The sequence below is a fragment of the Pauljensenia sp. UMB9872 genome (genome assembly GCF_030212665.1).
Classification (GTDB): domain Bacteria; phylum Actinomycetota; class Actinomycetes; order Actinomycetales; family Actinomycetaceae; genus Pauljensenia; species Pauljensenia turicensis_B.
This window is the reverse complement of record NZ_JASOER010000010.1, coordinates 38,973-57,002: the sequence shown is the minus strand read 5'-3', so window position 1 is coordinate 57,002 and position 18,030 is coordinate 38,973. Positions and strand designations below refer to the sequence as shown.

The window sequence follows — 18,030 nt, the reverse complement described above, 5'->3', positions numbered from 1 at the left end:
TTGCGTGAAGTTACTTCAGTGTGTCAAGCCAGTTTGCCAGTAGCGTCATACCGGCATCTCCTGACTTTTCCGGGTGGAACTGGGTTGCACTCAATGGGCCGTTTTCTACGGCTGCAACGAAGCGGGAATTTCCGTGCCGCGCCCAGGACGTCAACGGTGGGGTGGTCACTCCCCCAGCTAACGCCGCGGTCGGATCGTCATGGACACCGTAGGAGTGAACGAAATAGAAGCGCTGGTCTTCGACTCCCGCGAATAGCTTCGAACCGGTAGCCACTTCAATCGGTGACCAGCCCATGTGCGGAACCACTTCAGCGTCCAAACGCTTCACCACACCCGGCCACTGGCCCAGGCCCTCGCCTTCACCCTTCTCTTCTGACGAAGAGAACATGATCTGCAGGCCAACGCAAATACCCATCACCGGGCGCCCACCAGCAAGACGCATGTCAATAATGTTTTCGCCGTCAGCTACGCGCAACTGGCGCATCACCGCATGGAACGCGCCCACGCCAGGCACCAGCAAGCCATCAGCATTCAATGTTGCTTCACGGTCTGCGCTCAGTTCAACATCGGCGCCCACATGTTCCAAAGCTTGGCACGCAGAGCGTACATTGCCCGAACCATAATCAAAAACAACTACGTGCGTCATCGTCTACTTCTTCCACAATCCGCCAAAGAAACCGCCCGGACGCTTACGGCTCGTCCCATCCGCAGACACGGAGTCCTCGTAATCTTCAGGGGTCGAACGTCCAAGCAGTAGGTCCTCGGTTGCCTGTGGCATTGCACCAAGTAAAACACCCGCAGGAATCGTTTCTTCCGGCTGTCCGTTCACATAACGCTGGGCTGTAATCCGACCAGAAACACCGGGTTCAACCCCATCGCCTTCAACCAGCCACGACATGATTGCAACCGCCCCATATTTGGACAGGCGTGAAACAACGCGGGCGGCCTCGTCGATGGGAGTGGGCATGGGACGCTGGCCGGAAAGCAACGCATCCAACTCTTCTTCGTCAGTCGGCTGAGTTTCCACGCGCTGCCAGATCGCCGTCCATGGCTTCAAACGGACGACGCTGAGGTTCAAACCAGACAGAGCCAAAAGAGAGTGAAGCGCGCCAGGCGATGGAATCGGGGCCAGAACCAAACCAACTGACAGCTTGCCACCGTCAAGATGGAGGGATTCATCAACCGGGACATCGTCAGGATCTTTCAACGTCTTGGTCGATGCGTCCCTGTTGTCTGTCTCGCTCGCCGTATCTGCACCAGCGGGCTTTTCTCTCAGATTATGTGCCGCCAGTACATCGTCGGCATACACTTCGCCGTCAAGCGTTTCCTTGCCTAAATCTTCGCTGTCAAGGGACGCGACAAGATCCGCGAACTCGGCATCGAAGTCGTCATCACGACGCGACATAACTCTCCCCTGCTACCTACGCTCGACTCGGCTTAGAGCGCACCCTTGGTCGATGGAATTCCATCGACGCGAGGATCCGGCTCAACGCCCGCACGAAGAGCTCGTGCCAACGCCTTGAACTGGGCCTCGACGATGTGGTGCGGGTCGCGACCAGCAAGCACGTTCATGTGCAGGCAAATTCCGGAATTGAAGGTCAGGGATTCGAAGACGTGACGCGTCATCGAACCGGTGTAGTGGCCACCAATCAGGTGGTATTCCTGACCGGCAGGTTCACCCGAATGCACAATGTAGGGACGTCCCGCGACGTCAACAACCGCGTGAGCCAGCGCCTCGTCGAGCGGAACAGTCGCATCGCCGAAACGACGAATACCGCGCTTGTCCCCCAGCGCTTCCTTCAGCGCAAGACCCAGGCAGATCGCCGTATCTTCAACCGTGTGGTGCACGTCGATATCAATATCGCCCGTCGCCTTCACCGTCAGGTCAATCAACGAGTGCTTCGACAGCGCAGTCAACATGTGGTCATAGAAAGGAACGGAGGTGGAAATGTCATTCTTTCCCGTTCCATCCAAGTTCAGCTCGAGGTGGATCGAGGACTCAGACGTCACGCGGTCAATGACGGCGGTACGCGGAGTAGTAAAGGTGTTCGTCATTTCGTGATCTCCTCAAGTGCTGCTTTGAAGCTGGCGGTTTCTTCAGGTGTTCCAATACTGACACGAAGCCAGCCCTCAGGCCCGACAACTCGGATCAGAATTCCGCGATCAAGCAGAGCCTGGAAGATGGCTTCGCGGTCATCAAAGCGTCCGAAGAGGACAAAGTTGGCATCCGAATCGACAGCGTCGAAGCCTTTGTCTTTCAGCCACGTGACCAGCTGGTCACGTTCGGCGCGCAACGAGGCCACCTGTGCCATCAGTTCATCCGTGTGGCGCAAAGCAGCAAGCGCCGTTGCCTGCGTGAGAGCTGAGAGGTGGTACGGCAGGCGAACCAACATGATCGCGTCGATGATTTCTTGGCAGGCGCTCATATAGCCGAGGCGCAGGCCCGCCATGCCGAAGGCCTTCGACATTGTGCGACTGACGATGAGGTGCTCGTTCGCGTCCAAGAGTTCAAGAGATGACGGTGTACCGGTTCTGCGGAATTCACCGTAGGCCTCGTCAATAACGACGATCGACGCAGACGTCTGGCCGTCAATCTCCGGGCCACTTTCGCGCGCGATGTCCAGGATCCACTCAATGTCCTCGAACGGCAACGCTGTGCCCGTCGGATTATTCGGGCTGGCCAGCAGAACAACAGAAGGACGCTGCGCTTTCAGTGTTTCTTCGACGAGCGCGCGGTTCAATGTAAAGTCATCATCGCGACGCCCCTGCACCCACTCGGTATTCGTGTCGCGCGCGTACTCGTGGTACATCGAGTACGTCGGAGCAAAGCTGACGGCCGTCCTGCCAGGGCCACCAAATGCTTGCAGGATCTGTAGCATCACTTCATTTGAGCCGTTCGCTGCCCACATCAGTTCCGGACGACGACGAACACCGGATTCTTTTTCTAGGTAGTCCGCGAGCGCGCCACGTAGTTCCATGAAGTCGCGATCCGGGTAGCGGTTGAGACCCGCAGCCACCTTGGCAACGGACTCAGCGATATCGGCAATCACGTTTTCGGAGGGCGAATACGGGTTCTCGTTGACGTTCAGACACACCGGCACGTTGAGCTGCGGAGCACCGTAAGGCGAGAGCCCTTTAAGATCGGACCGAATCGGAAGAATCGTCATGGTGTCACTCTCCGTCTTTGGCGGCTGTGCGGCGAATCAGGGCAGCTTGACCGTGTGCCGGCAGGTTTTCCGCGATCGCAAGCGTGTTCAGATTGTCGGTCAACTGATCCAGTGCTTCGGCCGTGTATTCCACGACCTGCTGGGAACGCAGGTACTGCGTGACATTCAATCCCGATGCGAAGCGCGCGGTGCCACCGGTGGGCAGCACATGATTCGAGCCGGCAATGTAGTCGCCGAGCGGAACCGGCGTGTACGACCCAACAAAGATGGCACCCGCGTTCTTCACTTTCAGTGCATCATCGCGGGAGTTCACGGTCTGGACTTCCAGGTGCTCTGCGCCGTACGCGTTCACGACAGTCAGTCCATCTTCCACATCATCGACGAGGACAATACCGGACTGTGGGCCTGACAGGGCGGTAAGAATACGCTCGGTGTGCGTTGTCGCCTGCGCCTGCACCTTGATTTCTGCTTCCACTCCGTCAGCCAGTTCCTCGCTGGAGGTCACGAGGACCGATGCTGCAGCCGGGTCATGTTCCGCCTGGCTGATCAGGTCGGCGGCAACGAATGCCGGGTGAGCACTGGAATCGGCGAGGATTGCGATCTCGGTTGTTCCCGCTTCGGCGTCAATGCCGACCTTTCCCTGAACAAGGCGCTTGGCTGCGGCAACGAAAATGTTGCCCGGTCCGGTCACCACGTCGACGGGCTTCAAGACGTCATCACCATCGGTCACGCCGTAGGCAAAGGATCCAATCGCCTGAGCTCCACCAATCGCCCAGACCTCATCAACGCCCAGCAACGCGCACGCCGCCAAAATTGTCGGGTGAGGAAGACCGCCGAACTCTGACTGAGGAGGAGACGCCAACGCAATAGACTCCACGCCCGCAACCTGCGCACACACCACGTTCATCACGACGGACGACGGGTAGACAGCCAAACCACCGGGAACATACAGGCCCACACGTCCAACTGGGATCCAACGCTGGGACACGGTTCCGCCCGGAATAATCTGCACCTGAGCAGGCGCAGGCAACTGTTGAATATGCCCCATACGGTTGTGCGCAATCGACATCTCAAGCGCCTCACGAATCTTCGGGTCAAGATTCGCCAAAGCATCAGCAATCGCCTGAGCCGGAACACGAAGCGAAACCGGGCGAACACGGTCAAACTTTTCAGCCAAGTCGTACAGCGCCGGCGCGCCCTCTTCACGAACACGCTTCACAATCGGAGCAACCTGATCTGCAGCCTTCGACGTATCCAGCGCAGCACGAGGCAACGCATGAGCAAGATCTGTCGTTTCAAGAACAGTTCCACGAAGATCCAGTCGTTGCATCAGAGTATCCATACTCCAAGCATAGGCGGGCACACCCATTTGGTTCTTCGGCGCCCAACGCGCGAACATAGAAGCACACAATGAGGACAACTCACCCCAAGATCGTAGACGCCAGAAAGGAAACGTCCATGTCAGACTTCCCCACCATCGAAGTCAGCGGAGTCATCAGACTCGGACAGTTCCTCAAACTCGCCAACCTTGCCGAAGACGGGGGACTCGCACGCGAACTCATCCAGGGTGGCGACGTGTACGTCAACCACAAAGTTGAAACCAGGCGAGGTCGTCAGCTCGCAGACGGTGACGTCGTAGAGGTTGACTCCCCCATGGGATCAGATGGCGCCATCGTCGCAAAGATCGACTAAGCCTGAGGCGCAACGACGAAAGCCACGCCATCCCAGCATTCGACCCCGACACACGAGAAGCAACCAACAACGCTGGTCGGCCTCGTCCCATTAACACCAGGCCCCCGAAGTAGCTCAGTGCGCGCTCAGGACTCCGTCGATGCCCACGATAGCCTTCACATGTGAGAAGAACGGTCCCGTCGGCGACACGCGCAAACGCTGATCCAACTCAACGATCGTCGTGCCCGTGCGCTCGCGGATATGTAAACGGACAGGAGAATCACCTGGGAACGCTTGAAAGACATCTTTCAACTCGCCCAGCAATTCCGCTGTGCACCGCGTTGCAGAAAGCTGAAGCTCCAGCGGAGTATCGCCGTCCTCACGCAAGTCCAAGATCGTCATCGACTGGCCGTAAATCGACATGCCCTCATCGCGGACATTCACGCGACCCTCAATCTGAACCACAATGTCCTGCGTAAGATGCGTTGAAATCGTCTCGTAAGAACGCGGGAAGAAGAGAACTTCAACCGAACCCGATAGGTCCTCGAGGGTCGCAACGGCCCAAACACTCCCCTGCTTCGTCACCTTCGTCTGAACATTCGAAATCAGACCCGCGATACGCACCGTCTGATTCGACATTGAATCCTCAGACCCGACGACCTGCGCGATCTCGTGATCCTGATAGCGAGCCAGCGCTCCTTCAATGCCACGAAGTGGATGATCCGACACGTACAAGCCAAGCATCTCGCGTTCCTGAGACAGCTTGAACTTGCGGTCGAATTCAGGGATATCCGGGATAGTGACCCCCAGGGCATGTGAACCGCTATCAGCGCCGGCATCCATACCCAACGCACCAAACAGGTCGAACTGACCAATCGCTTCGTTACGCTTCACATCGGTGATTGCTTCAACGGCCTCGTCACAACACGACAGCATTGCACGACGCGTGTAGCCCATCGAGTCAAACGCACCTGCACGGATCAGTGACTGAATCGTGCGCTTGTTGCACACAACCTGAGGCACCTTGTCCAGGAAGTCCTGGAAGGAGGTAAACGGGCCCTTTTCCTTTCGGGTTTCAACGATGGCTTCAACCACGTTCGCGCCCACGTTCTGGATCGCGTTCAGACCGAAACGAATCGCTTCACCGTCTGGCGCAAAGTTACCCTGCGACGCATTGACGTCGGGGGGAAGAACCGTGATATCCATGTGTCGGGCTTCAGCCAAGTAGAGCGCACGTTTGTCCTTGTTGTCCTTCGTGGACGTCAGCAGGGCCGCCATGTACTCGGTCTTGTAGTTCGCTTTCAAGAACGCGGTCCAGTAGGACACCAAACCGTATGCGGCCGAGTGTGCCTTGTTGAATGCGTAGGCGGAGAAGGGAACAACGACATCCCAGAGAGCCTGGATTGATTCCTTCGAATAGCCGTTGTCCAACATGCCCTGCTGGAAGGCCTCGAACTGCTTTGCCAGAACCTCGGGCTTCTTCTTACCCATTGCCTTACGCAGAATATCTGCCTGGCCAAGTGAGTAGCCCGCCAGCTTCTGCGCAATCTGCATGACCTGTTCCTGATACACGATCAAGCCGTAGGTCGTACCCAGAATCGATTCCAGTGGCTCAGCCAATTCGGGGTGAATCGGCGTAATTTCCTGCTTCCCGTTCTTACGCAGCGCGTAGTTCGTGTGCGAATTCGCGCCCATCGGACCTGGACGATACAGGGCGCCGACAGCGGAAATATCTTCGAAGTTGTCGGGCTTCATCAGCTTCAGAAGGTCGCGCATACCGCCACCATCAAGCTGGAAGACACCCAGCGTTTCGCCGGCGGACAGGAGTTCGTATGTCTTCGGATCGTTGAACTCCAGGTGTTCCAGATCCGGTTCTTCCTTACCGTTCAGCGCAATGTTTTCCAGCGCGTCCGAGACGACCGTCAGGTTACGAAGCCCCAGGAAGTCCATCTTCAGCAGGCCGAGTGTTTCACACGTCGGATAGTCGAACTGCGTGATGATCGCGCCGTCCTGGGGACGCTTCATAATCGGAATAATGTCGGTCAGCGCATGCGAACTCATGATGACCGCACACGCGTGAACGCCCCACTGGCGGGTCAAACCTTCAAGACCGAGCGCGTACTGAACGACCTCGTGAGTCTCCGGGTTTTCTTCGTAGTACTTACGGAACTCGACAGCTTCGGCGTAACGCTTGTCATCCTTGTCAAAGATGCCGTGAACGCTAATGTCCTTGCCCATAATGGACGGCGGTAGCGCCTTCGTCAGTTGCTCGCCCACCTTGAAGTCCTTACCCAAGATACGGGCAGAATCTTTCAGGGCCTGCTTTGTCTTAATCGTGCCGTAAGTGACAACCTGCGAAATACGATCCTCGCCGTACTTGCGCTTGACGTACTGAATGACCTCGTCGCGCCTACGTTCGTCGAAGTCGACGTCGAAGTCGGGCATCGAGATACGTTCTGGGTTCAAGAAGCGTTCGAAGATCAGACCGTGTTCAAGAGGATTCAGCTCTGTAATCTTCATGGCGTAGGCAACCATTGATCCTGCGCCCGAACCACGACCAGGTCCGACGCGAATACCTTGGCTCTTCGCCCAGTTAATGTAGTCTGCCACCGTCAGGAAGTAACCGGGGAAGCCCATCGAAATAATGACGTCTTCTTCGTATTCCGCCTGCTTACGGACATCGTCGGGAATACCGTTCGGGAAACGATAGTTGAGGCCCTTTTCAACCTCTTTGATGAACCACGAGGTCTTGTCTTCACCTTCGGGCACCGGGAAGTCAGGCATGTAGTTTGCGCCATCATCGGTGGTCGTGAAGTGCACCTCGCAACGTTCAGCGATTTCCAGAGTCGAGTTGCATGCCTGTGGAAGTTCCTTCCACAGCTCGCGCATTTCTTCACTGGGACGAATGTAGTAGCCGTCGCCATCAAACTTAAATCGATCGGGGTCAGAAATACGCGAGCCGGAGTTGATGCAGAGAAGAGCGTCCTGGATCTTACGGTCTTCCTTCTTCACATAGTGGGCGTCATTCGTCACGACAAGCGGAGCATCCATCAACTTCGCCAATTCCAGTAGCTGGAGCTGGGTGCGACGTTCCATTTCGATGCCGTGGTCCATGAGCTCAACGTAGAAGTTTTCTGCGCCAAAAATATCGCGGAGCTCGGCTGCTTCACGGACTGCCTCGTCCCATTGGCCAAGGCGCATACGCGTCTGAACAGCACCCGAAGGACACCCGGTAAACACAATCAAGCCCTCGTGGAACTGAGAGAGTAGTTCCTTATCCGCGCGAGGATACTTACCAAACTGTCCTTCAGTTGAGGCATAGGAGCCGAGGCGGAACAGGTTATGCATGCCCTCGGTTGAATAGGCGATCAGCGTCAGATGGTTGTATGAACCGGACCCCGACACGTCATCGTTCTTTTGCCAGGGTTCTCCCCATCGCACTTTTTGACGGTCAAAACGCGACGTACCGGGAGTCACATAGGCTTCCAAACCAATAATCGGCTTGACCCCGGCCTTCTTACAGTTCGAGTAGAAGTCGTATGCGCCAAACAGGTAGCCGTGATCGGTCAAGCCAATAGCGGGCTGACCCAAACGAGCCGCTTCTTCAGCCATCGCCTTCGTCTTTGCTGCGCCGTCAAGCATCGAGTACTCGGAGTGGTTGTGCAAGTGAACGAAGGAATCAGCCATGGTCTCGATGGTAGCCGTCATCGGGTGATTAAGCACCCCCGAAGGAGCTTGAGAGCTTTCCTTGAAATCACGCAGATTCACAAACTCGACCAGCGGTTTTCGACGTATTGACGCGCCTGCGTTCTTCATCACGCGACCAAAGATTGCCCACCTGTGAGGGATGCATGGACATACTTTCAGTACACAACACGTCGGCGCGGTTTGCCGGTGCCCGCTACGCCGATTGCGGTATCAGTTGGCGGCCCTCAACGATTCCAAAGCCGCTTGCAGATCAGCGGGATAGGGTGAGCGAACAGTTGTGGGCAGACCGGTACGCGGGTGGTTAAACGTCAGTTCAACGGCATGCAACCACTGGCGCACGAGGCCCAGTTCTTCGGCCTTCTTCGAATCAGCCCCATAGAAAACGTCTCCGAGACACGGATGCCCCACTGCCGCGGTGTGGACACGAATCTGGTGGGTTCGCCCGGTCTCCAAATGGATTTCCAGCAAAGATGCCCCCGCCATCAGTTCCAACGTGTCATAGTGCGTCACCGCATGCTTCCCACCGTCGATGACGGCCATGCGCCACTCCCGCGACGGGTGGCGACCAATAGGAGCATCAATCGTGCCCGACGGCGGATCCATATGACCGGCAACGACCGCGTGATAAATCTTCGTCACGGTTCGTTCTTTGAACGCACGCTTCATCACCGAATAGGCAAGCTCTGACTTCGCCACCATCATCGCCCCCGACGTTCCCACATCGAGACGATGCACAATCCCCTGGCGCTCAGGGGGACCGTACGAGGTAATGCGATAACCGGCCGCTTCCAAGTTTCCAAGAACCGTCGGGCCACTCCAGCCTGGTCCGGTGTGGGCAGCCACCCCCACGGGTTTATCAACGACAACCACGTCATCATCGTCGTAAAGAATGTCCATGCCGGTAACCGGTGGTGGGGTTGTATCGGGCGCTGGGATAGTGACTTCAATCAGATCCATCGCACCAAGCTTGGTCGATTTTGAAGGAACCACGCCGTTAATCAGGACATTTCCGTCTTCAACAAGCCCCGCACACTGCGCACGCGACATCCCGAGCATGCGAGCAAGAGCCGCGTCAACACGTTCTCCTACCAGCGCGTCAGGAACAGGAAGCAAACGCGTATCACTCATGCGCGGCCTCGTCACCCAATGAATTCACGACAGGTGCATCATCTGCGTTGCCTTCACCGGCGAACGCTCCATCACGGGAAAACTCCCACGCCAGCCAAATTGCACCAACCACAATCCAAATATCAGCCACATTGCCAACGAAAAAGCCGTTGTAGTTGATGAAGTCAACGACGTGTCCAACGCCGATGCCCGGGGGTTGAATCAGACGATCGATTAAGTTACCGATCGCTCCGCCCCCCAGAAGACCAAGGCAGACCGCCGTGCTCACACGCACAGAGCGACTCAGTCCAACAATCAGGATACCAATGATGACAACCGAGAGAACGGTGAAAACCCACGTGGACGTTTCTCCCAAAGAAAACGCGGCACCCGAATTATGAAGCAGCTGGAATGAAAGCAACGAGCCGATAATCGGAATCGGGTGAGTGTCATCAGCTAATGCTGATAACGCCCAGAACTTCGTCACCTGATCGAGGACCACTGCGACAATCGCAATCGCTCCCGCGATGACATAGCGAGACTTTGACTGGGAAGTATCCATGTCAGGTTCTCCTTTCTGGGTCCTTTGTGTTTGCCTTATCGTAGCGAACGCAGCCCGAGGCTCTATATGCTAGCCAAAGATGATGCTTCTTAGCTTTTCACATGGTAATGGCGGTGGTCCTGAGAGGTACCACCGCCATTTAACCGATGTGAAGATCAGATCTGATGAAAAGATCAGTCCTGATGGGTGTCCGCGTTGACCTGGGAGAGCAGGGTCTCAAGGTGGCCACGGATCGACGAGCGGTAATCCGACTCGAAGGAACGGAGCTCGTTGATGGTGCCCTCAAGGCGAGTGCGTTCTTCATCAAGCTTCGCAAGGATGGTTTCGTGCTGGTTCTGAGCGTCTGCAACGATCTCGTCGCCCTTGGCGTGAGCTTCGGCGATGATGCGCTCGGATTCTTCCTTGCCGTCGCGCACATATTCGTCGTGGACGCGCTGAGCAAGTGCAAGCATGTTGGTAGCAAAAGCAGCCGACTCGGTGTCGACGGGCGCTACGGTTTCGGCAGGGGTCTCGACGACGGCTGCAACCGGAGCTTGTTCAACAATTTCCTCAACGGGAGTTTCTTCAACGGTCTCTTCAACCGGAGCAGGAGCCTCTTCTTCGGCCGCGACTGCCGGGGCAACCGGAGCCTCGACAATTTCAGCACCGGAGGAGAGCTCGGCGATACGACGCTCGGCCGCTTCAAGTTTTTCCTTCAGATCCTGATTCTCGACGTTCAGGGTGTAGATCGTCGAAACGACTTCGTCAAGGAATTCGTCAACCTCAACCTGGTCGTAACCTTCGCGGAACTTTACGTACTGGAACTTCTTGTTAAGAACGTCCTCTGTAGTCAGCAGGGCCATGTGTTCGCCTCTCAATATCGTCGGGTCGATGCGATCCCAAGCGATTGACGTCGGTTGCGCATCAGGACAGTCGTCGGACAACTGTCCATCGACACATCACGGATTATCATATCTGACTCAATAGTCACACGCGCAACAATGAACACTTGACATGACACATTACTCACAATCTATACGTGTGAGATTTGGCCAGTCATGCACCTCTCCAACGGCTCAAAAGGAACCATTGCGGTCAAATAACAGCGTTTGAGCAGCAACATTAGCGACTTTTAACCCACGAAGTCAGCCAATTGTTGCCAGAGAAATTCCTACTCGTTGCAACACGATCAGTGCGACAAAAACAATCAAGAATCCAAGATCCAGCGACAAACCGGCACCGATGCGTAGCGGCGGAATTCTTCGACGCAGGAACCGAATCGGCGGATCAGTCAGCACGTACACGAAATTCGCGATAACAAGCAGGATTCCACGCGGTCTAAAGTTCGGCAGAAGAAACTCAAGCCAATCAAAGACCAGTCGAATGAACGCGAACAGTAGGTAGATGCTCGCGAGCCAGTAAATCGCCCAGCCGGCGTATACAAGTGCTGTCATCGAGAGCTCATCAGCCCTGGTTGAACAGGGTTCCGCGACGGCTTCCAATCACATCACCGGTAACCTCTACGGTTGCGGGCGACAGCAGGAAAACGCGGTTGGTCACGCGCTCAAAACCACCGCGAAGAGCGAAGGTCAAGCCGGCTGCGAAGTCGATCAGACGGCGTGCTTCTTCTTCGCGCATATCGGTGACGTTCATGATAACGGGCGTTCCGTTGCGGAAGGCTTCGCCGATCGTCTTGGCATCCGAGTATGCGGTCGGGTGGACGGTGACGATGCGCGAAAGGTCAGACGTTGTCTTCACTTCAAGGTCCTCACGATGCAGAGGGGTGACGACGGAGGAAATCTCTTCCTGCGGAATTTCAGTCTCGTACGTAGTTTCGTCTTCGTAGAGATCAAAATCCTGGGCTTCATCCTCGACTTCGTCAGCCGGGTACCATCCCATGAACTTACGGGCTCGAGCTCCGAAACCATCCGCCATTGTTTCCTCCTGATTGTGTCGGCTCTGCAACGTTAATGCCCGCGCTGTCCGTTACGGCGCAACCCTGCCGGTATGTCGAAAAACAGAATGGAAAAATCTGATTACTCCCCTGCTGTAAGGGACTCAACAGCCTTTTATCACCGCGCGATATGCCACTGTCTGCGCCGGTCAACACATGCGCTACGCCGGGAAAATGATTGTGGCATTCCTACCGCACTCACGATCACGCCGATAGGAGTGCAACGTGGGGTCTTCAAGAGTGCATCGCGGGTCAATTTCAATGCGGGTACACCCAAGCGCTCGCAGTTCTGCTTGAGCTGCGCGTGGAAGATCAAGAGCGGGCGTTCCCCACGATGTACGCGAGGCACTTTCAGGGCGCTCTACGGCGCACTCGTCACGCATTTGGGCGGGCACTTCATAGCAGTCACCACAGATTGCGGGAGCAATATACGCCTCAATGTCATGGCGTGGAGCAAGACGACGCATGAGAGTCACTGCTCGAGCAATGATGCCGTCGAACAAGCCTTTTCTTCCGGCGTGCACGGCTGCCACGATCGTTCCGCCCGCCGTTGAAAAGACAATCGGTAGGCAGTCCGCTGTCATGACAGCAATCCCGGGAGCGTCCTGCCAGCCTCGCGCATCGATGATGACGCCATCGGCTTCAATAGTGTCCATCGGGTCGCTGAGGTTCAGCGTCGACGCGTGGGCATCGAGGTTCAATGTTGGGTGCCCGTCTGTCATGACGACGAGGCCGATCACATGAGAGTGGGTTTGATTCATCCAGAGGATCGGGCGCTCAAACTCGCTGGCAAGAAGCTGCCTCCGCTCCTTCACCAGCTGAAAGTCGTCACCCACGTGGTGCGCAACATTGTTCCTTAACGAGGCGGTGCCTCGACCCTCCTGAACGAGGCGGATCGAGGCACCGCCAAGCTGGGTGAGCATCGCTCAGCGCAGGAAGTCCGGGATATCCAGATCCGCTGCGCTTTCAGATTCCTCATCAAAGATACGAGGAACTTCCAAAGAAGGTTCCTCTGCGACGGAGGGAGCTTCTTGCACCGGCTGCTGGGTAGCAACTGGAATCGTTGGCGTACGGGTCGGCACCTGGACAGTTGCACGATGGGCTGGGCGAGCGGACGGAACCTCACCGAGCGCGCGAGTTTCCTGCGGAGCGGCTACGGGAGCCGGGGTAGCAACAGGTGCCGTGGACTGCGCGGGAGTTTGGGTTCCGATAACGCTGGGACGCGACGCGATGTCGGTCTGCTGATCCTGCTCGTCAAAGCCAGCGGCGATGACGGTGACGATGATCTGGTCGCCCAGTGTCTCGTCGATGACCGCACCAAAGATGATGTTGGCTTCGGGGTGGACGTATTCCTGAACGAGCTTCGATGCGCGTGCGGTTTCCTGCAGGGACAGGTTCGAGCCACCCTGGAAGAACAGGAGGACGCCACGCGCACCATCGATTGTCGATTCGAGGAGCGACGAGGAGATTGCGCGCTCGACTGCATCGACTGCGCGATCTGTGCCGGTTGCCTGGCCAATACCCATGAGGGCAGAGCCGGCATCCTTCATCACAGACTTCACATCGTTGAAGTCGACGTTGACCATGCCGTTGATGGTAATCAGATCGGTAATGCCCTGAACACCAGAGTGTAGAACCTGATCTGCTGCTTCGAATGCCTTAGTGATCGGGAAATCTTCGTCCTGAATCTCAAGTAGACGATCATTCGGGATGACGATCAGAGCGTCGACGGCTTCACGAAGCGCTTCGACGCCCTTGTTTGCCATGGATGCGCGACGGTTGCCTTCGAAAGAGAACGGGCGGGTGACGACAGCCACGGTCAGCGCATCCTGTTCGCGAGCAATACGCGCAACAACTGGAGCGGCGCCGGTGCCCGTGCCACCGCCTTCACCTGCGGTAACGAACACCATGTCAGCGCCTTCGAGAGCCTGAGCGATCAGGTCAACGTTGTCATCGGCTGCTTTACGTCCGACCTCAGGGTCAGCACCTGCACCTAAGCCGTGGGTAATTTCGCGACCGATATCGATCTTGATATCAGCGTTCGACAGAAGAAGATCCTGAGCGTCCGTGTTCACAACGATGAACTCGACACCACCCATGCCAGCTTCGATCATGCGATCGACAGCGTTTCCGCCGCCACCGCCGACGCCAACGACCTTGATGATGGCCTTGTTCTTCTGAGGTTCGTCCATTGGTCACTCTTTCTATATCAAACCCTCAACTTCAGGTTGAAGGTTCAACTTCACCCTGCTCTCGTTCGGAAGAAAGCTAGGGATTGAGTAGACCTTCTTCAAGGCGACACGCTGAACGAACAGTCGACTATGACGTGACAGGATGAGTCGGCGATGAAACGTCATACACACGGGCGCTCCTTTGAGCCAACAGCACGTCCAAAACCTGCGCTTTCAGCGCCCCATCATCCGGAGTTCCCCACTTCACTTGGGCACCGTTGGTCAGCGTAAACGACAGAGTTTTACCATCGGCGCTCACACCCGAAACCTGCGCTTTTGTTGCCTCAGACAGGTTTGACCACAAGGAAAGAACATCCGAGGCCGCTTCGGCTCGTTCTTCATCACTCTCTGGGAGGCTCACCAATGGAAGCCCCTCAATCAACGTAGGAGCATCAGCGAAACTCACTCCCTCATCGTCAACCTGACGGAACGCGCCCGCACTTCCCTCGATCATCGCGGGAGTTCGCAAAGCAATTGTGATTGCCAAACCCGTCGGCCACTGTCGCTCCACTTCAGCTGAATCGACAACAACATTCGATTCGATGGATTCAGCGATCGTCGCAGTCGGAACCCTAGGTAACGGGGTGCCCACGTACGGCGCAGTTGACGAAAGAACTGATTCCGCGGTGATCAAAGTTTCATCTGCGCCTTCAACGTGCACCGATGACGCGCTCAAAGCAAACAACGGCGAAAACAGCAATACCCACACCAAACCACCGATAAACGCTAGTCCCGCAGCAATCATTGCCATCGTCTTGATGTAGAGAATCCGACGCGCTCGAGCTCGCTCTTGGCGACGCAGATCAAACTCAGAACGCTCGTTGCGCTTTTCACCACCTAAGAGAACAGCGGCATCCTTCTGCCCCACCGGCCGGGCAAGTTTGATACGAGCAGAACGCAACGAAGATTTCCTTGACCCTCGCTTGTGTGCTGCCTGTTGACACTCTGGGGGTTGCCCAGACTCTGGAGTATTCTTATGCGGTCGCTTTGGGCGGACAACAACCGGACGCGATGGAGGTTTTTCAGAGGAAGACTTTTGGGTAGCAGATCCCTTTGACGACAAGCTAGAAGCAGACGTCGCCTGGTGTTGCGTAGAAGTCGATCCGAGTGGCGTTCGACGCGGCTGAGGTGGCTTCACGAGGCATCCATGCGTTGCCACTCATCGATAACATCATCTGCACACTGGGTGATTGAACCAGCACCCATCGTGATCAGAACGCCCCGCGAACCAGTCAGACGCGCTCCGGTTCGAGCGGCCTCGTGCATATCGTGGACACACTCAGCGCCCTCAATCTGATCCGCAATCAGACCAGAAGTCACGGCGGGATCTTCATCCTCGCGAGCAGCATAAATATCCGCAAGAACCACATGATCCGCGCCCGACAACGCCTTGGCGAAACGATCTGCGAATAAGCGCGTACGTGAATACAGGTGAGGTTGGAAAACCACGGTCACATCAGCGCCATCGGCAACCAATCGCGCCTGTTCGATCGCGACAGAAACCTCTGTCGGATGATGCGCATAATCATCAAAAACGCGCCTGTCCCCCACGGTTCCACGGAGCTCAAAACGGCGAGCTGTCCCCGTAAACCCAGCAAGCGACGAAGCCATCAGGCCAGGTTCAACGCCGAGCTCCACGCCGGCAATCCACGCGCCAACAGCATTAAGAATGTTATGCACGCCCGAAACACCCAAGGAAAGCTCCGCGCTGATATCGCCGTAGCTGACTCGTGCACGACATGAAGAAGGCGTCATCTCTACATCGCAAATCGTCACGTCAGCATCCACCACGGACTTATCGGGGCGCCCGTAGGTCACCACGCGAATACCCAGCTCACGCGCCGACTCGCTCAGGCGGACAGTCCCCGCGTCTTCAGCGCAACACACCAAAAGACCACCCGGAACCAGACGCTTTGCGTAGTCAACGAAAATAGCTTCGAACGCTTCGCGCGTCCCATAGCGATCCAAGTGATCGGGCTCAACGTTCGTGACAACTTCGATCGATGGAGTGTAATTCAAGAACGAGCCATCAGACTCGTCAGCTTCGGCAACAAACACGTCCGACGTGCCCAAATGCGCACCGGAACCGAACTGCGGAACAATTCCACCCACCGCGACCGACGGATCTAGACCAGCTGCACGCAGACCAACCGCAATCATCCCAGACGTAGTCGTCTTCCCGTGGGCGCCGGCAACACCAACAAAACGCATTCCACTGGCAGCAAGCGCCAACGCCTGCGAACGATGAATGACATCCAACCCCAATTCACGCGCCCTGGCCAGCTCTGGGTTCGACTCACGAATCGCAGTTGAAACAACAACCGTCGCATCATCATCAACATGGGTGGCATCGTGGCCGACGAATGCGTGAATTCCCTTTTCATTCAAACGCGCAAGAACATCCGAATCGGCACGATCTGAACCAGTCACCCGCGCGCCACGCGCAGCAAGCAGTTCAGCAACAACACTCATTCCCGCTCCACCGATACCGATGAAATGGAAGTGTCCTTCGATAGGTTCCACGTTCTTCCCCCTAGCGCGCGATCTGCGAAACAACCAGGTCAGCTAAACGCGAGGCAGCATCGATCTTTGCTAATCCTGCCGATGCTGTCGCCATAGCGGACAGTTCAGGTGAAGTCAGTAGCGGGAAAACCTTCTGTCGCACCGTATCTGCGTTGAATGACGCATCATCAACCAAGAGCGCTCCGCCAGAGGCAACATGGTCATGCGCATTCAGCTTCTGTTCGCCATTACCGATAGCCAGCGGAACATACACGCACGGCAACGACAGAGCCGTCATCTCGGCAACCGTTCCTGCACCCGAACGACAGACAACCAAGTCTGCGCATGCAAGAGCATCTTCCATGGTCGTCAGATAATCCAGAACCAGGTAGCGATCGCCCACCGAACACTTCTCAACCTTGCTCCGCACAGGGGCGTCTTTGCCTTTGCCGGTCAAGTGGATCACCTGCACATTGTCAGGCAAGTCGCCAAGCGCACCGATCATGGCATCGTTCAGGTGGAGAGCTCCAAGAGATCCGCCGGTAACGAGAAGCGTCGTCTTCTTGGGGTTTACGCCCAAATTCTTCGCCCCACGCTCGCGCGCAACACGGGCACCGTCGGTATCTTGGCGCGCCAACGCAAGCTCTTCGATAGCAGGACGCAAAGGAAGACCCGTTACTTGTGTGATGCCCTTGCGTGCGTTCAGCGGAGTATTCGCAAACGTCAACGCAAGAACATTGGCGTAGCGCGCCCCCACCTTATTTGCCAATCCGGGTCTGGCATTCTGTTCATGAATGACAATCGGGACGCCGGCGCCTCGTGCAGCCCGGTACGCGGGAGTTGAAACATATCCGCCAAAGCCGACAACCACATCAGCATCACGCATCGCCAGACGGCACTGATTCACTGCTTTACGCCAGCGGAACGGGAAAGTGAAGATCGAAGGGGAAGGTCGGCGCGGGAAAGGAACCTTTTCAATCACATGAAGAGGAAACCCTGCAGAGGGAACCAAATCTGATTCCAAGCCCTGAGCTGTTCCGAGGACCTCGACGTCATATCCACGTTTGGCAAGAACCGTCGCCGTAGCCAACAGCGGATTCACGTGCCCAGCGGTACCGCCACCAGCCAAAACAACTTTGCCCAACATGT

General features: G+C 56.4%; 17 protein-coding genes. 1 reads left to right on the top strand and 16 read right to left on the bottom strand.

The features are described 5' to 3' along the window. Nucleotides 1-10 precede the first annotated feature (10 nt). From hisH to hisD, 5 genes are read right to left on the bottom strand one after another with little or no spacing between them, the layout of a single operon-like run. Nucleotides 11-646 (bottom strand): imidazole glycerol phosphate synthase subunit HisH, encoded by a 636-nt coding sequence (hisH, locus tag QP109_RS05395; RefSeq protein ID WP_285023839.1) that lies wholly within the window; start codon nucleotides 644-646, stop codon nucleotides 11-13. A 3-nt stretch (nucleotides 647-649) separates the two neighbouring features. Further along, the gene (locus tag QP109_RS05390; protein WP_285023836.1) at nucleotides 650-1,405 is read right to left on the bottom strand and encodes a hypothetical protein; all 756 of its coding nucleotides are present in this window, start codon (nucleotides 1,403-1,405) and stop codon (nucleotides 650-652) included. Between the two features lie 32 nt (nucleotides 1,406-1,437). Continuing rightward, the gene (gene hisB / locus QP109_RS05385; RefSeq protein WP_285023834.1) at nucleotides 1,438-2,055 is read right to left on the bottom strand and encodes an imidazoleglycerol-phosphate dehydratase HisB; all 618 of its coding nucleotides are present in this window, start codon (nucleotides 2,053-2,055) and stop codon (nucleotides 1,438-1,440) included. Then, a complete protein-coding gene (locus QP109_RS05380; RefSeq protein WP_285023832.1) occupies nucleotides 2,052-3,167 on the bottom strand; it encodes a histidinol-phosphate transaminase in 1,116 nt (371 codons plus the stop codon). Before QP109_RS05380 ends, hisB begins: the two co-directional genes overlap by 4 nt. Nucleotides 3,168-3,171: 4 nt before the next feature. Beyond that, complete coding sequence (hisD, locus tag QP109_RS05375; protein ID WP_285023830.1) at nucleotides 3,172-4,509, bottom strand: histidinol dehydrogenase; 1,338 nt, start codon at nucleotides 4,507-4,509, stop codon at nucleotides 3,172-3,174. A gap of 116 nt (nucleotides 4,510-4,625) precedes the next feature. Here hisD and QP109_RS05370 point away from each other — a divergent pair, with 116 nt between their 5' ends. Then, a complete protein-coding gene (locus QP109_RS05370) occupies nucleotides 4,626-4,859 on the top strand; it encodes an RNA-binding S4 domain-containing protein (RefSeq protein WP_285023827.1) in 234 nt (77 codons plus the stop codon). Nucleotides 4,860-4,973: 114 nt separating this feature from the next. On the opposite strand, the gene dnaE is transcribed toward QP109_RS05370, so the two are convergent. The 11 genes from dnaE to QP109_RS05315 all read right to left on the bottom strand — a co-directional run bounded on the left by dnaE (nucleotide 4,974) and on the right by QP109_RS05315 (nucleotide 18,028). Beyond that, a complete protein-coding gene (gene dnaE / locus QP109_RS05365) occupies nucleotides 4,974-8,525 on the bottom strand; it encodes a DNA polymerase III subunit alpha (RefSeq protein WP_285023883.1) in 3,552 nt (1,183 codons plus the stop codon). A gap of 231 nt (nucleotides 8,526-8,756) precedes the next feature. Beyond that, nucleotides 8,757-9,674 carry an RluA family pseudouridine synthase gene (locus tag QP109_RS05360; RefSeq protein ID WP_270771490.1) on the bottom strand — a complete coding sequence of 306 codons (918 nt, stop codon included), beginning with the start codon at nucleotides 9,672-9,674 and terminating at the stop codon, nucleotides 8,757-8,759. Beyond that, on the bottom strand, nucleotides 9,667-10,215 hold the full coding sequence (gene lspA, locus QP109_RS05355; RefSeq protein WP_285023824.1) for a signal peptidase II: 549 nt from the start codon (nucleotides 10,213-10,215) through the stop codon (nucleotides 9,667-9,669). The genes QP109_RS05360 and lspA overlap by 8 nt, the downstream gene beginning before the upstream one ends. A gap of 173 nt (nucleotides 10,216-10,388) precedes the next feature. Further along, nucleotides 10,389-11,057 carry a DivIVA domain-containing protein gene (locus tag QP109_RS05350; protein ID WP_285023822.1) on the bottom strand — a complete coding sequence of 223 codons (669 nt, stop codon included), beginning with the start codon at nucleotides 11,055-11,057 and terminating at the stop codon, nucleotides 10,389-10,391. A 282-nt stretch (nucleotides 11,058-11,339) separates the two neighbouring features. Then, nucleotides 11,340-11,648 (bottom strand): YggT family protein, encoded by a 309-nt coding sequence (locus QP109_RS05345; protein WP_006681676.1) that lies wholly within the window; start codon nucleotides 11,646-11,648, stop codon nucleotides 11,340-11,342. 10 nt (nucleotides 11,649-11,658) lie between these two features. Further along, entirely contained in the window at nucleotides 11,659-12,129 is a 471-nt protein-coding gene (locus QP109_RS05340; RefSeq protein ID WP_101627294.1) for a cell division protein SepF, read from the bottom strand. A gap of 180 nt (nucleotides 12,130-12,309) precedes the next feature. Next, nucleotides 12,310-13,071, bottom strand: a complete 762-nt coding sequence (locus QP109_RS05335) for a purine nucleoside phosphorylase YfiH/LACC1 family protein (RefSeq protein ID WP_285023821.1) — start codon at nucleotides 13,069-13,071, stop codon at nucleotides 12,310-12,312. 3 nt (nucleotides 13,072-13,074) lie between these two features. Continuing rightward, nucleotides 13,075-14,340, bottom strand: coding sequence for a cell division protein FtsZ (gene ftsZ / locus QP109_RS05330; protein WP_285023818.1), 1,266 nt, complete (start codon nucleotides 14,338-14,340; stop codon nucleotides 13,075-13,077). 127 nt (nucleotides 14,341-14,467) lie between these two features. Further along, complete coding sequence (locus QP109_RS05325; protein WP_285023816.1) at nucleotides 14,468-15,280, bottom strand: cell division protein FtsQ/DivIB; 813 nt, start codon at nucleotides 15,278-15,280, stop codon at nucleotides 14,468-14,470. A 233-nt stretch (nucleotides 15,281-15,513) separates the two neighbouring features. Beyond that, nucleotides 15,514-16,851: a UDP-N-acetylmuramate--L-alanine ligase gene (murC, locus tag QP109_RS05320; RefSeq protein ID WP_502929280.1), complete on the bottom strand. Its 1,338-nt coding sequence runs from the start codon at nucleotides 16,849-16,851 to the stop codon at nucleotides 15,514-15,516. 61 nt (nucleotides 16,852-16,912) lie between these two features. Continuing rightward, nucleotides 16,913-18,028, bottom strand: coding sequence for a UDP-N-acetylglucosamine--N-acetylmuramyl-(pentapeptide) pyrophosphoryl-undecaprenol N-acetylglucosamine transferase (locus tag QP109_RS05315; protein ID WP_502929279.1), 1,116 nt, complete (start codon nucleotides 18,026-18,028; stop codon nucleotides 16,913-16,915). Nucleotides 18,029-18,030 lie beyond the last annotated feature (2 nt).